Below are 14378 nucleotides of genomic sequence, written 5' to 3'. Positions count from 1 at the left end.
CAGGAGAATACTCATGAGTGAATTCACCCAGCCTCAACACTCCCATCACGACGACGGCGCCCCAGAAACCCCAGACGTCGACATGCCTGCGGTTACCACACAATCCCAGGGACTCGACAGCGTTCTGGACATGATCGATGATGTGCTGGCCGTTGACGCCCAAGAATTTGTTCGCGGTTTCGTCCAAAAGGGCGGCGAGTAAGACCTATCGGACCACCAATGACGCCGCACTCCTGCCTACAGCCCTCCTCACCTCCCCGACGCGTCGTGGGAGTTGAAACTGAGTTTGCCCTCCGCGTGCCAGGACACGACAGTGAGGATGATGTGGAAAGGGCAGCGCGGCGTCTTTTTCGCTTTAAACCCGCTGGATACCGAGGAGATAATCTTTTTCTATCTAACGGTGGCCGTCTCTACCTCGATGTGGGAGCTCACCCCGAATACGCGACTGCTGAATGTGGAACAGTCAAAGAACTCCTTGCCAACGACCGGGCAGGGCGAGCCATCGTCGCAGAGATGGCTAAACGCCTCCATGAACATGACCCCAGCACGGACATACACCTCATTGCCAACAACGTCGATAGTATCGGGCACACCTATGGGTGCCACGAAAGTTATTCCTTCTCCCGGGCCATATCACCTGAGAAATACATTCCTATCCTTGCCACATTCTTAGCAGTACGACCTCTCTTAACGGCAAGCGGAGCAGTGCGAGAAACTGACACCACACTTGCCACCCATCAGGGAACTGGCTGGAACGAGAAACACTCTCAACAGACTAGTGAACACGACGAATCAGCGCACTGGTGCTTATCTGCCCGATCAAGCCACCTCCATCACGTCACCAGTGCCGATACCACCGGTGCACGAGCACTCGTCAACACACGCGACGAACCCCACGGGGATGCAGCGACGATACGCCGTGTTCACATGACAAGTGCAGACACCACCATGAGCCCGGCAACATTGGCGCTGCGCACAGGACTGACCCTTCTCCTTCTTGACGCCATTGAAGACGGTGAAGAATTCAGTGACCTCATTGTCGATAAACCTCTTGACCTGCTCCACGCGGTGGCCGCCTCCACATGGGGGACAGAAGAATCTCTCACCATCATGGAGGCCTTCCTCAACCGCCTCACCCCACGAGTCAACACTGGGCGAGCCCCCTATCTTGACGGCCTCGAATGGGTGATTACAGATCTTGCTCCACGAGTGATCACAGCATTGGCCACCCACTCGATTAGCGGAATTGACACAGAAATCGATTGGGCAATCAAACGTCGCATCATGATCGAACATCACTTACGCCATCGCACAATGGCCAGCGAACAGCGCGCTATGCTGCGCTCGCGGATCGACGTGGCCTATCACGATGAACACCCACGTAGTGGCCTATTTGCTGCCCTCGAACGTCACGGACAAATACGTTCACTCGTAACGAGTGATGAGGTGGATCAAGCCCGTACCGAACCACCGCAAACCCGTGCTGCTATTCGTGGAGCATTCGTGAGCGCATGCATCGAACGTGGCGCAGATTTCGCTGTGTCCTGGGAATCTATTCGCCTAGACTCACCACCCACCTCGCCGGTTGATTTACCTGATCCATGCTGTTCATCTGTTGAGAAGGCAACAAAACTCATCAACATCGTGAAGGCGCTCAGCGACGATGAAACACACTGGATCGATGACGTGGGCAAAGGCGGGTTAGGGGCGCCAGGCTGATCGGCGCGAGATACTCAAGAAAATGGACCTTACGCCACAAAGGCGTTACTGACCCAGTTCCTGATCGCGGCGCATTGTTGCACGAGCACCATGAATGACTGCAGTGGAGAAATTCGATTCTTCCATTGCCACAAGACCAGCAATCGTTGTGCCCCCAGGTGAGCACACGGCGTCGGTAGCAGCAGCGGGGGTACAACGTAGTGAAGGTAACGGCACACCCTCATCGGACTCCTGTAAAGACAATGCACTGCCCACCACGGCTTGAGTCACGATTCTGGTGGCCATCTCTTTAGAGAATCCGCCGAGCACGCCCGCAGTGGACAACGCCTCAATAAAACGGAAAACAAAGGCTGGAGAGGAGCCTGCTAGCGCAATAAAAGTGCTCATGGACGATTCAGGGATCGCTACGGTGGAGCCGACGGCTCCCATGATGAGGTGAGTGAGCGCGGTGTCATTGTCAGTGGCACTCCGGCCAGGGCATACAGCCGTGACCGAAGCGCGCACGGCGGCAGCCATATTAGGCATTGTTCGAACGACGTGAGCCGAGGGGAATAACTCTTCAAGATGCTTGGAAGTTAGCCCAGCGGCAATGGAAATGATGAGCGGTTTATCGGCACGGGAGGGCCAGTTTTTGGCAATCTCAGGAACGATATGAGGTTTAATTCCTAATATGATGACATCGCAGGTGGCGGCCACGACGTCATTCGTTGAGGCATGAGCGCCGATTTCATCAGCTAGACGCTGACTTGAGGATCCCGAAGCGCTGGATATGTAGAGAGAACTGGCAGGGACGACTTGTGACGTTACCAAGCCCCGCACAATGGCTCCGGCCATATTGCCACAACCAATGACACCGAGTTTTCTTGTGCTGCCCCACTGAATGTCCTGACTCATAGCACCACTGTAACGGGACAGATGAGCATGCGGTAGGCAAAGCGCTACCCTAGGCGCCATGACTCTTGCGCAGCTACCAGTCGTCATTGCCCGACCCATCGTGGTGATTGGTGGTGCTCTTGGAGAAATCAGTGTCCACGTTCCTGACATTCCATCCCGTGGTTCGCATGTCTGGGCTTCTCCTGCGGGGGATGATGCCTACACATTGGGTGGCAGCGCCTTTAACGTAGTGCGTCATGTGGCTTCTCAACTGAGCGCTGACCAAGTCCACGACATGGTGACGCCTGCGATTACGGTAGGACTCGGGCCGTGGGGGCAGCGAATCGATGCTGAATTACGCAGTTACGCTATGGCTTCACCTTTACCTGCGAGCACCGCCGATAACGGGTGGTGCCTGACCCTGATTACTCCTGATAAGGAACGCACCTTCGTGACAATGACAGGGTGCGAGATTCACTGGGACCAGACGGTTCTTGAACGTCTGGAGATTCCACGGGGTGCAGTGGTTTATGTATCAGGTTTCCAGCTGCTTGCACCCGGTCAAGCACTCATGCGGTGGAGTAGTCAACTACCTGCCGATGTCACGCTTGTAGTGGACCCTGGCGCTGTGGCCCAGCGTCTTGTCGATCATGGGGAGTGGGAGGAACTTGGTCAGCGTATTGATGTGCTTACCTGTAATGAGCCGGAGGAGGACCTTATTGTGAGTTCTCTTCATGCGGGCGACTGCACGGGATTGGTTGACCGTTACGGATTCACGGTTGTTCGACGCCGCGGGGGAGAAGGGGCTTCTGTGCTGTCACCTACCAGTAACTTCGGTGCCGACGCATGTTCTAATGTATTTTCCGTACATGTGTCAGCGCCTGCTGTGGACGTTGTGGACACTACCGGTGCGGGGGATGCCCATAGTGCAGCGCTTCTCGTGGGACTAGCAGCAATGACGGGCAGGCAGCATGCAGTATGCGGCGGTGAATGTGGGGCGACGTGGGAGCAGATTCTTCAGAAGGCAAACGGCTATGCAGCAGATGTTGTTACGCGAATTGGCCCAATGTAGAAGTTGGCACCGACGGTGAGCGAATGGTGGAACAGAAATCGCATGTGAAAAACAGAAAAAGTACTCCTAGTTGCGATAATGCTAGGTGGACAACGTGGTATTTAGGTGAGGACATCGCGTAGGAGAATAGAGGTTTCGGAACGGTAGACGCCTTCGATCTCACGCATGCGACTAAGTATGTAGTCGACTTCAGCGAGCGTGCGTACGGATAATTCAGCGACCAAGTCCCATTCACCGTTCGTGGCGAACATGCGCGTGATTTCGGGATGGCGGCGCAAGGCTCGAATGGCGCCGTTGATATTGGGTCCTTCGATGGCTAACTGGCAGATGGCGTGGATGGCTTCAGGATCCGCATCGTCAGAGACTCGGATCGTGAACCCTTGAATAATGCCCTCGTCTTCTAAACGTTCCATGCGGTGATTAATCGTTGCGCGGGTGACTCCTAGACGACGAGCAAGTTCCGCAACGGGGGCTCGCCCATCCACGCGGAGGGCTGCAATGAGGTCGCGATCTAACGAATCCATATCAGGCATAGCAAAATGCTAGTTTGTACCAGGCATTTAGTATAGTTTGATACCAAAATCGTACCGTTTGCTAATTGAATTCGTGCAGGTAAATCGCCTATCTTGCCTTAAAGGCCAATATTGGTCGATCACATCCATCCCCAGCCTTCTGCGCGATAGTCGGAGGTGAAGTGGGCTTACATAGAGGAAAGAAACTGCGATGAAATTTGTCGGTGTCGATTCCATGCTCCGTTGGATCGCCACGAGCGGCCCTGATGATGTGATCGCCGGAATGATCCAGGCTATGGAGGGTGACTTCATGCGCTGGACTCAATTCGAACGTCGCCCCCGCATTGCTTCTCACTCACGCGACGGCGTTATCGAACTCATGCCCACCAGCGACGGTGAGCGCTACGCATTCAAGTATGTCAACGGCCATCCCTCGAACCCTGCACGCGGATACCAGACGGTCAGCGCTTTCGGTGTACTTGCCGATGTCCACAATGGCTACCCCCGTATGCTCGCTGAGATGACCGTCCTCACCGCTTTGCGCACTGCAGCAGCTTCCGGCCTTGCTATCAAGCATCTAGCTCGTCCAGACAGTCGCGTTCTTGGCATGATCGGCGCAGGCTCCCAGGCAGAATTTCAAGCCTTAGCCGCTATGGCTGTTCGTCCTATCGAGTCCATTCAGGTTTTTGATGTTGATGCTGCTGCTTGTGCCAAAATGCAGCGCAACATGGCCAGCATGGGGATGAATATCAGCGTTTGCTCTAGCGCAAGTGAAGCAGTGAGTGGAGCAGACATCATCACAACATGCACCGCAGATAAACGTAACGCCCAGGTCATTCACTCCGCTGACATCACCCCAGGTGTTCATATCAATGGTATCGGCGGCGACTGCCCTGGTAAGACCGAATTTGACCCGACGATCCTCGACATGGGCCCCGTGTTCGTTGAGCACACCGCACAGACCCGTATCGAAGGTGAAATTCAGGCTAAGCCCGAAGACTTCCCCGTTACTGAACTGTGGGAAGTGATTACTGGCACAGCTGTAGGACGCACTAGCCCTGACCAGATCACCATTTTTGACTCCGTGGGCTTCGCTATTGAGGACTTCACTGCTCTCAATTACCTTGACCAAGCCACCGAAGGTACCGACTTATACGAAGAGATTGACCTTGTGGCCGCACCGGCAGATCCCAAGGATCTCTTCGGCATGCTTGCTGGTCCAACTGAGGATGCTCGCCTGGGTGTTCCCACGGCCAGTGAATTAGCGTCAATGATGCGTGCAGACTTCCCCATGCCGGCATAAGAAAGTAAGACAGCACACGTGCCTACCTCCTGGCAATTATATGAGGTGGGGGTGACTAGCAGTTCATGTTGGTCACCCCCACCTTTTGTTCTGAGAACCACGGTGAACGTCGAGAGAGCACAGTGGTGAACCCAGGGGGATAGCCCGCGAGAACACCATGCTGAACCGGGGTATACCTCGAATAAGCGCAGCGTCCTTAAAACACTACCTACCTCACCGAGGCCAGAATCGCCCAGGAACACGATGGCATAACAAGACGTGAACCGTTTCCATCGCTGTGGGGCTGATGTTGCACACCCGGTGACGAGGCAAGCATGAATTGGCCGGGAACATCAAGGGCAATCGGAGAAGGACTAGAGGCCGGCTGAAGTTCCTGCTCCGGAGGAAGACTAGGGCCACCATGTTTAGCGCCCTGAGAATTAAGCACAACGGTGACTACCTGCCCACGTTCAGCGGCCTGACGAGCATCGTCAGCCATCTGATCACCATTTGTACGCGGCGAGAGGGTGTAGACCACTTGCTCATTGGTGACATGCTCGGTGTGAACCACTGCGTCATACAGCCAGGGCGTACGGCGTCGAAGAGCAATTAATTCTTGATGCTGACGCAGTATGGGCTGACCAAGGGGTGAGAAATCAGCAGGAGAGTCAGGGAGAACTGGGCGAATATCATTATCGCCCCCTATGCGATCTTCTTTCACACCGCGATAGCCTTGCTCGTCGCCGTAATAGACACATGGCAAGCCAGGTAGTGTTAACAGGCAGGTTATAGCCAAAGGCAACAAGGCTGTGTCAATACATTGAGAAGCGATCCGCGTGGTGTCATGGTTACCCACGAAGGTGAGGGGAACGAATGCGTGGCAGAACTCTTCGTGGCGGCGCAGGGTCCATTCAAGTTCGAAGAAATTTCCTGAGGCCAAACTTGACCAGATTGACTTCCACAGTTCATATTCGGTCACAGAGTCCATGCCTGACTCATGAACAATGGCTGGGTAATCGCCGTGGATGACTTCGCCGAAGATGAATACCTCGGGGAATCGTTGGCGTACCTGGGGCAGTACGGTGGACCAGAAATGTGGATTGACAGCGTAGGCAGCATCTAATCGCCATCCATCGATGCCGCGTTCACACCAATACGTCATGACTTCGAGAACAAGTGCACTGACATCCTCACTGTCATGATTCAACTCAGGGAGCCAGTCTTGGCCCTCAAAACGCTGATAATCAGGGGCTAGGCCTTCAGTCCAGTTGTCGACTCCGCCTGGCCAAGTCAGGTGGAACATGTTTGCCGCCGTACTGTGCGGGCCCGTCACCGGTAGCTCAGCGAAGAGAGGAAAGTCTTTGCCGACGTGGTTAAACACGCCGTCAGCAATCACTTTGATACCGCGTCGATGAGCCTGCTCGATGAAAGAGAGTACGTCGCTCTCATCGCCTAATCGCGGATCAATATCGAAGTAATCAACCGTGTCATAGCCGTGGGACATGGAGCGGAAAATCGGGCCCAAAATGATGACATTGCATCCCAATTCCAGCACATAATCCAGCCACCCCTCTAAGTGGCGAAAGCGGTGCTGAGCACGCTCTTGACCGGCCGGTGAGGATGGGTCCTGGGGATTTCCCTCAGGTGCCAGTTGAGGGCATCCCAATGCGCCCAAGGGGTAGAGGTGCCAACAGATCGCGTGACGGGACCAAGCAGGCGTTGCATTCATAAACCAATCGTTCCACGAAACGTCAATGAAGTCGCTATGGCGAGGTGAGTAGCTTCCAGGATGCGCCTTAAAGATGCGCCTTAAAACATACTGTCTCGATGGACAGGAAGTGGTGCTAAGGCATGATGATGGCGCGAGTAGTGGCTTATTGAGGGACGGGTTGGAAAGAAAACTGAGATGAGATGAAGGAATAACTGCTCTAGCGGCGTCGAAGTTCTTACACTGGACACATGAGTTCTTTATCTTCTTCCACTGCCAAACGAGTGCTGGTTACCGGAGCATCCACCGGGATTGGTTGGGCTACTGTTGAACTTCTGGCCAGCCACGGTTGGGAGGTGATTGCCACCGCCCGCCGTGCTGAGCGTCTTGAAGAACTAGCCAAGAAAACAGGATGCACCACAATCACGGCAGACCTGCAGAACCTAGATGATGTGCAGCGTCTCATTACTGAGGCAAACGCTAATGGCCCCATCGACGCGCTGGTGAATAATGCCGGTGGCGCCCTAGGGGCGGACAGTGTTGAAGAAGGCAAACTCGACGAATGGCAGACCATGTACGAACGCAACGTGCTTGCACCTTTGCGTTTGTCCCAGGGGTTTATCTCCATGATGAAAGAACGGGGCGGTGACATCCTCTTCGTCACTTCTACTGCCGCTTCAGATCCTTATCCGGGTGGTGCGGGATACGTGGCTGCCAAGCATGGCGAGCGTGTCCTTGCTCAAACGTTGCGCCGTGAGGTAGTGGGGTCCAAACTCCGCGTCACTGAGATCGCGCCGGGTATGGTCCATACCGAAGAGTTCTCTCTTAATCGCTTCCACGGTGACGCTGACCGAGCAGCTCAGGTTTACGCTGGTGTAGACAAACCTCTGACTGCCCAAGACATTGCTCAGTGCATTGTCTGGGCTCTGGAACTGCCTGCCCATGTGAACATTGAGTCGATGATTGTTCGCCCGCGCGCACAGTTCTCCAATACTGTGGTGGTTCGCAACAATGACTAGTCCTTTTTTCGTATGTCGTTGACTTGTTTGGGCAGGACTTTCGTATCTTCAGCACTTTGGTGATTGGTATCAATGAATAGTTCCGCACGGATGACTACATCAACGCAGTGAGCGCATCACACGATGGTGGCTTGAAACACCACCTCCTACTGAGTACCCGTCAGGCTGCCGTGTCTGGCGGGTGCTAGTATTTCTGGTGCTAACGGGATACGTGGCTGCTTGTGAGGTTGGGCTAGCAGCCCATATTGGTTATCCCTGAAAGGCTTACTCATGGCTACGGCCCTGACTTCTGCTCGTTCGCAGAGTTCCACACCGGAGCGCCCATCGTTGATGACAATGTTGCGCACTGAAGGCTCCGATGCGTTCCTCATCACCGCTTTTGCTGGTCGTTTACCTGCATCGATGGTCCAACTTGGCTTACTCATGGTGGTCAACGCCGCAGGGCGCGGCATGGGACTTGCTGGTGCCACCGTGGCTGCCGTCGGTATCGGTAGTGCTGTTGGTGCTCCCATCATTGGCCGAAGTGTGGACGCGCTAGGCCCTTGGCGCGTGGTTGCTAGCGCCATGATTATTCAAATTACTGCCATGATGGCCTTCACCATCGGCATCATTATGGGAGCAGACCCCGCCGTTCTCCTGGCCAGTGCTGGTGTGATCGGTGCTGCCAATCCTCAAGTAGGCTCCATTGCTCGCTCACGTTGGTCCGCTCTTGGCCGTGCTCACAGCGATCCGCGCAAGGGAGCCGAATTGCTTAAGGGCGCACTGGGATACGAGACTGCCGCTGATGAACTGGGCTTCGTGATCGGCCCTGTAGGTGCGGGCCTGCTTGTCTCCCTGCTCGGTGGAACCGTAGCGATGGGCACCTTTATCGTCCTGGCTTTGCTTGGCGAAGGTGCATTTGCTTTGTATCTGCGTCGTATTGAGAATCAGGCTGCTCAGCGTTCTGATATTGACGCCGTGGAGATTGAAGCAGATCTTGCCTTACCTTCCACGGTGGTCGAGAAAATCCCTGTCCGTTTCCTTATGCCCCTTGCTCTGGCCGTGGTGGCCGTGGGATGCGTCTTCGGCTCTACCCAGACCGCTTTGACTGCGCTGAACTCTGTACGTCACGCGGAGGCCATGACCGGACCTGTGTACGGCTGTGTCGGTATCGGTAGTGGCGTTGCTGGCATCATTTGCTCACGCTGGCACCGCAGTAATGCCACCAAAATAGCCCTGGGAGGGGCTCTCGTTCTTGTGGCCTCCGGTCTCATGGTGATGACTCCTCCTACGTTGGCTCAGGTGCCTGTGGCGCTACTGTTGGGCCTTGGTGTGGGAACCGTCCTTGTTACCTCTTATCAGGGGGCTGAGCACGTTTCCCCACCTGCTCTCATGACTACAGTGATGACTTTGTTAGCCACATGTCTGGTTTTGGGGGTATCTGGGGGAGCGGCGATCTCTGGTGTGCTGTCACCTGAACTTGAATCGATGAATAATGTGGCTGTTATTTCTCATGCCGCAGTAGCCCGACCATTTTGGCCTCCGGTGATTTGTGGTTTCGTGATCATCACGATTTCGATGGTGATAGGTGGTCAGCGCGCGTTGCGCCGACGTCTCCCACAGAGTAAGTAACTTTTGTTCACTGATTAGGAGTGAGTTGGGCTTAGTCGCTGATCGGTAACGAAAATCCCCGACACATGAATTCATGTGCCGGGGATTTTTCCTGGGGTGGCTAACGGGGCTTGAACCCGCGACCTCCTGGACCACAACCAGGCGCTCTGCCAACTGAGCTATAGCCACCATCGTGGCGAGGAAAACTCGCAACGAATCCGTACTTTATCGGGTTTAGGGTCCCAAATACCAATCGAACAGTAGTGTCCTCTGTCACTTTCGTACAGGTGGTGGACTTTTCATTGAAGAACACCACAACATCGGATTCGATGGGTCAGGACATACCTCTCAGAATGGCTCAGGCCAACTCGGGCATAATAGCAATGAGTGCGTCACTGGGACCTTCGGCGAGTTCCTCATTACTTGCACCAGGAATGTGCTCCTCACGAAGAATTCCTGTCTCAGCAACCGTAGGCATAGAGGCCGTGGGGTGAGCAGACACGATGGAGGCAATCTTTTGGCAGTCCTCAGTGGATGGCCCGATTCCATGAGGGAAGAGCACAGCGCGGTAGTAGCGTAGTTCGTCAATGGACTCTTCGATGTCAGCCAGTGCACGGTGACCACCGTGTTTGGCGGGAGCTTGGAAGAAAGTGCGGGGGAACCAGCGCTTAGCCAATTCCTTAATCGTAGACACGTCCACGACACGGTAGTGCAGGTAGTCGATGAGTTCAGGCATGTCACGAGCCAGGAAAGATTTGTCAGTGCCGATGGAGTTACCGGCCAATTGAGCTTTGCCTTGTTCGGGCACGAAACGGCGCACATACTCCATGACCTGAGCGGTAGCTTCTTCTATGCTCACGCCGTCTTTGAGTTCGTCTAGGAGACCGGAGTTGGTGTGCATAGTGCGCACAAAATCGTTCATCTGCTCTAATGCGGCAGGCGGAGGAGTAATGAGAATGTCGATGCCCTTATCTAGAGGCTGCAGGTCGTAATCGGTCACGATTACAGCCACCTCGATCAGCGCATCAGCATGGAGATCAAGACCAGTCATTTCGCAATCGATCCACACCAGGGGATCGGCAGTTGTCATTCGGCTCACCTGCTAAGACTATCGCGCTCCGCTTCAGCCTCCCACTGAAAGGCTCTGTGGCTTGCTTAGTGGTGCTGAGTCTCATCGGTACGGGGGGGGGGAGGGAGAGATGCGGTCACAAGACTGCGGATAAGTCGGGACGTGGAGAGTAAAAGGAAGGGGAAGATAGGAGAAAGAAGAGGGAGATGGGGGAGAAGAGAAGGAATGGGAAGGGAGAAAAACTAAGGAATGTCGATCCTAGAAGGAAAGAGTGGGCTATTCATACAACTGGGCATGACGGCGCGAAAAAAAGGCGCTTTACCAAGACATTGGGGGCCAACATCATGACGATGTTGGCCCCAATACTTACCTATGTAGTGATTTAGCGACGTCCACGGGCGCGGAGACGCATGTAGCAAATGATGAAGGCGCCGAGAGTGACCAGCCCCAGGAAACCGGCGTCGGTCAGCCACTGAGTGGTGTTGTGGTGCCAGAGGGCATCATCACGCCAGGGCAGAATCTCTGTGACATCCACGGTGGAGGCAGCCAGTGCGTAACCCCAGCGGGCGGGCATGAACCATGCAGCCTGCTCGAAGCCTGCGCGTCCGGCAATCTGGATGATGCCGCCACATAGCACTAACTGAGCCATGATCGTCACTACGAGAATCGGCATAACTTGTTCCGAAGAGTTGACAAAAGCGGAGATTGCTAGGCCCACCACACCTGAAGAGAATGCGGTTAGCCAGCAGGCAACCCATAGTTCCAGGCCGGGACTACTCATAAAGACTGCGGAGGTGGGACCTTCGTGAACGAGTAGAGCGATAGCCACCATGAGCGCACTCTGGATGGCGGTAATCATGGCAAGGATGATGACTTTGCTCATGAGATAGGAACCGGTACGCAACCCCACGGCTTTTTCACGTAAGAACACGTCCCGCTCACCGATCAATTCACGAATTGTCACCGACATACCGGCAAAAGCCGAGCCTGTAATCAAAATAATAAGCAAACTCAGTGACGCACTTGATGGCCTAGGACATGGATTTTCTGCCGTGGGCGCAACGATCGGAGGGATCGAATAGCCGTATTTCGCCTCGATCGCCTTGGTGAGAAGACCCATGATGACGGGGAGTAGCAGCATGAACGCTAAATAGGAGCGATCAGCAGCAATAATGCGCATCTGGCGGCGAATCAATGTGGACATCTGGCGAGCGCCAGACTGCTGGGGGCGAGTCTTTGGCGTGGGAGCGCTGGGTTGTTTAGGGCCGGACGATGAACCGCGGCGAGTCGACGGCACGGTGGCTTCTAGGTGTGCTCGCAGAGGTTCGGTGTGGTTACGGATAAGCGCGTACACGTCGGCATAACCATCAACTGCCGGCGGGTCCGGGAGAATACCGTGGCCCTGAGCTTGGAGAACTAGTTCACCGCGGGCAGCAAACTCAGCTAGACGTTCACGGAAATAGGGGAGGACACCCGTAGGGGCGCCGAAGTAGACGGGCTTGCCCCCGGCGGCGAGAATGAGCACCTTGTCAGCACGGTCAATATGGTTTTCATTATGGGTGACCACCATGACAGTACGGCCACTATCTCCTGGGCGAGTGCCGTGAGCCAGGGTAGCCAGAAGATCCATCACGTCACGGTCAAGTTGGGGGTCTAGGCCAGAGGTGGGTTCATCCAAGAACAGCAGGCTCGGGCGGGTCAGGAGTTCAATAGCGGTTGAGACGCGCTTGCGCTGACCACCAGAAAGCTTCTTGACCGGCTTATTGATGTGATCGGTCAGGTCTAGGTCTTCTAAGACCTCACGGATACGAGCCTCGCGCTCGGCCTTGGTGACGTCCTTGGGGAAACGTAACTCGGCGGCGTAGTTCATGGTCTGGCTGACAGTGAGAGCCGAGTGGATCACGTCATTCTGGGGGACCACACCGATCTTGTTACGCATGACCGGATAGTGCTCGTACACATCCAGGCCGTCGAAGAGCACCTGGCCGTGCTGAGCCTTTTGCTCACCGGTCAAAGCCTTGAGAAGCGTGGACTTGCCCGCACCGGAAGGGCCCACCACAGCAAGGAGTTCATTGCCGGGCAGAGAGAAAGAAATGTCATCAAGCAGGCGGAGGTTGCCGCCACCGGAGGCCTTGACCTCAAAGCGCAGATCCTTGGCCACCAACTCGCCACCGTTACCGGCAGCAACTTGAACTTGGCACAGGCCATCGGGGCTGATTGCCACGAAGGAGGAGCCCATACCGATCATGACCGGCTGAGTCACCAGGACATGAGGAACGCGGTCACGACCCAGGTAAATACCGTTGGTGGAGCCAAGGTCGGTCACAGTGATGCCCTGAGGCGTTAGGTCGATGCGCGCATGGTGCTTAGAGATGAGCGGGTCATCAATGACCAGGGCGTTATCGGGGGCACGGCCAATTGTGCCCGACGACGTGATGCGGAAGGCTTCGACGGTGGCCATGCGTGGGGCCTGAGCGGAGTTCGCCATGGCCACAGGGGAATTACCGGCTACTTCAGGGGCGCCGGTCTGCGGGTTAATACGCATCGCAGTGGTTGCCGCCTGACCGGAGGGGATGCTCGGATGAACGCTCGGGCCGCCTGCTGGCGCGCCACCCTGAGGTGCCTGTTGGTAACCGCCCTGGGGTGCCTGCTGGTATCCGCTGTAAGGGGCCTGTTGCTGGTATCCAGCCTGCTGAGCCTGCCCGCTCTGCGGAGTACCAACGGCATGTTGGCCAGGAGACGGAGCGGAATAGGTCGAAGGCTGCGAGGGTGCTGCATGACGTGAATGGGCGTCTGCAGGAACGGAACCTGAGGGGATGGTGCCTTGTGCGCTCGCGGCACTGGGCGGTGCCTGATGCCCCGTACCGGAGGTCACATCAGCATGAGCAGCCGCGGGGGTGAGAGCGATAACGGGACCGGAGGCGTCACCCAACTGGATACGCATTCCGTCAGTGACTAGCACGTCGCTCATGGGGAAGCCATTGACCATCATGCCGTTACGGCCTTCACAGATTACCTTCCACCCTTGCGCAGTGGGGGTAATAACAAGGTGACGGCGGGAAACGAGAGGGTGGGAGACTTGGAAGCCAGATTCGGGGGTTCGCCCCACGGTGAAGGCTTGAGTGAAACTCAGCGGCTGTGCTGGGCCATGTCCGCTTAAGGAGCGAACAATCAGGGTCATGGGGGACACGTGGACCTCCGGACGTGCAAATGATCAAGGGATAAGAACAACCATATCGGTTGGTTGCTCGTATCTTCATCATTGTGCAAGAGGAAAATGTGGGGAGATGAGCCCATCATGGCGTAGGCTATGGCCGGAACTCATCTCGATGATTCGCTTGACGCTACGCCATCATGAGATTCTTATCGGGTGTTCTGAGCCTCCGTAGCTCAATGGATAGAGCACCGGCCTTCTAATCCGTAGGTTGCGGGTTCGAGTCCCGCCGGGGGCACCTGTTGCGCCACCGTACTGTTTAGTGCGGTGGCGCGCCGTTTATCCTGCCAGAGATTGCCGTGATGGCGCGATAAAGTTCG

Annotated in this window: 10 protein-coding genes, 2 tRNA genes and 1 pseudogene; 7 read left to right on the top strand and 6 right to left on the bottom strand. The window is 55.5% G+C overall.

Translation table 11 applies throughout. The features are described from left to right. The first annotated feature begins 13 nt into the window (after positions 1 to 13). Together A9753_RS08520 and A9753_RS08515 are read left to right on the top strand one after the other, a co-directional pair. Positions 14 to 202: a ubiquitin-like protein Pup gene (locus tag A9753_RS08520; RefSeq protein WP_067783195.1), complete on the top strand. Its 189-nt coding sequence runs from the start codon at positions 14 to 16 to the stop codon at positions 200 to 202. 17 nt (positions 203 to 219) lie between these two features. Continuing rightward, a complete protein-coding gene (locus A9753_RS08515; protein WP_067783192.1) occupies positions 220 to 1719 on the top strand; it encodes a proteasome accessory factor PafA2 family protein in 1500 nt (499 codons plus the stop codon). 45 nt (positions 1720 to 1764) lie between these two features. Here the strand turns inward: A9753_RS08515 and proC are convergent, their stop codons facing one another. Further along, entirely contained in the window at positions 1765 to 2613 is an 849-nt protein-coding gene (gene proC, locus A9753_RS08510) for a pyrroline-5-carboxylate reductase (protein WP_067783189.1), read from the bottom strand. Positions 2614 to 2671: 58 nt separating this feature from the next. Between proC and A9753_RS08505 the strand changes: the two genes are divergently transcribed. Further along, positions 2672 to 3664, top strand: a complete 993-nt coding sequence (locus tag A9753_RS08505; RefSeq protein ID WP_067783186.1) for a PfkB family carbohydrate kinase — start codon at positions 2672 to 2674, stop codon at positions 3662 to 3664. 101 nt (positions 3665 to 3765) lie between these two features. Here the strand turns inward: A9753_RS08505 and A9753_RS08500 are convergent, their stop codons facing one another. Continuing rightward, positions 3766 to 4197 carry an Lrp/AsnC family transcriptional regulator gene (locus tag A9753_RS08500; RefSeq protein ID WP_067783183.1) on the bottom strand — a complete coding sequence of 144 codons (432 nt, stop codon included), beginning with the start codon at positions 4195 to 4197 and terminating at the stop codon, positions 3766 to 3768. 190 nt (positions 4198 to 4387) lie between these two features. Between A9753_RS08500 and A9753_RS08495 the strand changes: the two genes are divergently transcribed. Next, on the top strand, positions 4388 to 5479 hold the full coding sequence (locus tag A9753_RS08495; RefSeq protein WP_067783180.1) for an ornithine cyclodeaminase: 1092 nt from the start codon (positions 4388 to 4390) through the stop codon (positions 5477 to 5479). A gap of 208 nt (positions 5480 to 5687) precedes the next feature. Here A9753_RS08495 and A9753_RS08490 read toward each other — a convergent pair whose 3' ends face one another. Beyond that, complete coding sequence (locus tag A9753_RS08490) at positions 5688 to 7187, bottom strand: alpha-amylase family protein (protein ID WP_067783177.1); 1500 nt, start codon at positions 7185 to 7187, stop codon at positions 5688 to 5690. 230 nt (positions 7188 to 7417) lie between these two features. Between A9753_RS08490 and A9753_RS08485 the strand changes: the two genes are divergently transcribed. Together A9753_RS08485 and A9753_RS08480 are read left to right on the top strand one after the other, a co-directional pair. After that, entirely contained in the window at positions 7418 to 8185 is a 768-nt protein-coding gene (locus tag A9753_RS08485; RefSeq protein WP_067783173.1) for an SDR family oxidoreductase, read from the top strand. A gap of 270 nt (positions 8186 to 8455) precedes the next feature. After that, positions 8456 to 9796 (top strand): MFS transporter, encoded by a 1341-nt coding sequence (locus A9753_RS08480; RefSeq protein WP_067783170.1) that lies wholly within the window; start codon positions 8456 to 8458, stop codon positions 9794 to 9796. A gap of 92 nt (positions 9797 to 9888) precedes the next feature. Here A9753_RS08480 and A9753_RS08475 read toward each other — a convergent pair. The 3 genes and pseudogenes from A9753_RS08475 to A9753_RS08460 form a co-directional block, all read right to left on the bottom strand. Beyond that, positions 9889 to 9964: transfer RNA gene (locus A9753_RS08475), tRNA-His, on the bottom strand. 295 nt (positions 9965 to 10259) lie between these two features. Further along, positions 10260 to 10865 (bottom strand): annotated as a pseudogene (gene orn, locus A9753_RS08470) (oligoribonuclease); the annotation flags it as partial. 361 nt (positions 10866 to 11226) lie between these two features. After that, positions 11227 to 14025 carry an ATP-binding cassette domain-containing protein gene (locus A9753_RS08460; RefSeq protein ID WP_083090427.1) on the bottom strand — a complete coding sequence of 933 codons (2799 nt, stop codon included), beginning with the start codon at positions 14023 to 14025 and terminating at the stop codon, positions 11227 to 11229. Positions 14026 to 14223: 198 nt separating this feature from the next. Here A9753_RS08460 and A9753_RS08455 point away from each other — a divergent pair. Further along, positions 14224 to 14296 (top strand) — tRNA-Arg (locus A9753_RS08455). Positions 14297 to 14378 lie beyond the last annotated feature (82 nt).

Source organism: Actinomyces vulturis, from assembly GCF_001687305.1.
Lineage (GTDB): Bacteria > Actinomycetota > Actinomycetes > Actinomycetales > Actinomycetaceae > Actinomyces > Actinomyces vulturis.
Note: the sequence above shows the minus strand (reverse complement) of the source record. Positions and strands in the feature narration are given on the sequence as shown.

Coding starts and splice junctions, on each gene's coding strand:
- A9753_RS08500 (WP_067783183.1), bottom strand. CDS start 4,197: ATGCCTGATATGGATTCGTTAGATCGCGACCTCATTGCAGCCCTCCGC.
- A9753_RS08485 (WP_067783173.1), top strand. CDS start 7,418: ATGAGTTCTTTATCTTCTTCCACTGCCAAACGAGTGCTGGTTACCGGA.
- proC (WP_067783189.1), bottom strand. CDS start 2,613: ATGAGTCAGGACATTCAGTGGGGCAGCACAAGAAAACTCGGTGTCATT.
- A9753_RS08505 (WP_067783186.1), top strand. CDS start 2,672: ATGACTCTTGCGCAGCTACCAGTCGTCATTGCCCGACCCATCGTGGTG.
- A9753_RS08495 (WP_067783180.1), top strand. CDS start 4,388: ATGAAATTTGTCGGTGTCGATTCCATGCTCCGTTGGATCGCCACGAGC.
- A9753_RS08520 (WP_067783195.1), top strand. CDS start 14: ATGAGTGAATTCACCCAGCCTCAACACTCCCATCACGACGACGGCGCC.
- A9753_RS08515 (WP_067783192.1), top strand. CDS start 220: ATGACGCCGCACTCCTGCCTACAGCCCTCCTCACCTCCCCGACGCGTC.
- A9753_RS08480 (WP_067783170.1), top strand. CDS start 8,456: ATGGCTACGGCCCTGACTTCTGCTCGTTCGCAGAGTTCCACACCGGAG.
- A9753_RS08460 (WP_083090427.1), bottom strand. CDS start 14,025: ATGACCCTGATTGTTCGCTCCTTAAGCGGACATGGCCCAGCACAGCCG.
- A9753_RS08490 (WP_067783177.1), bottom strand. CDS start 7,187: ATGAATGCAACGCCTGCTTGGTCCCGTCACGCGATCTGTTGGCACCTC.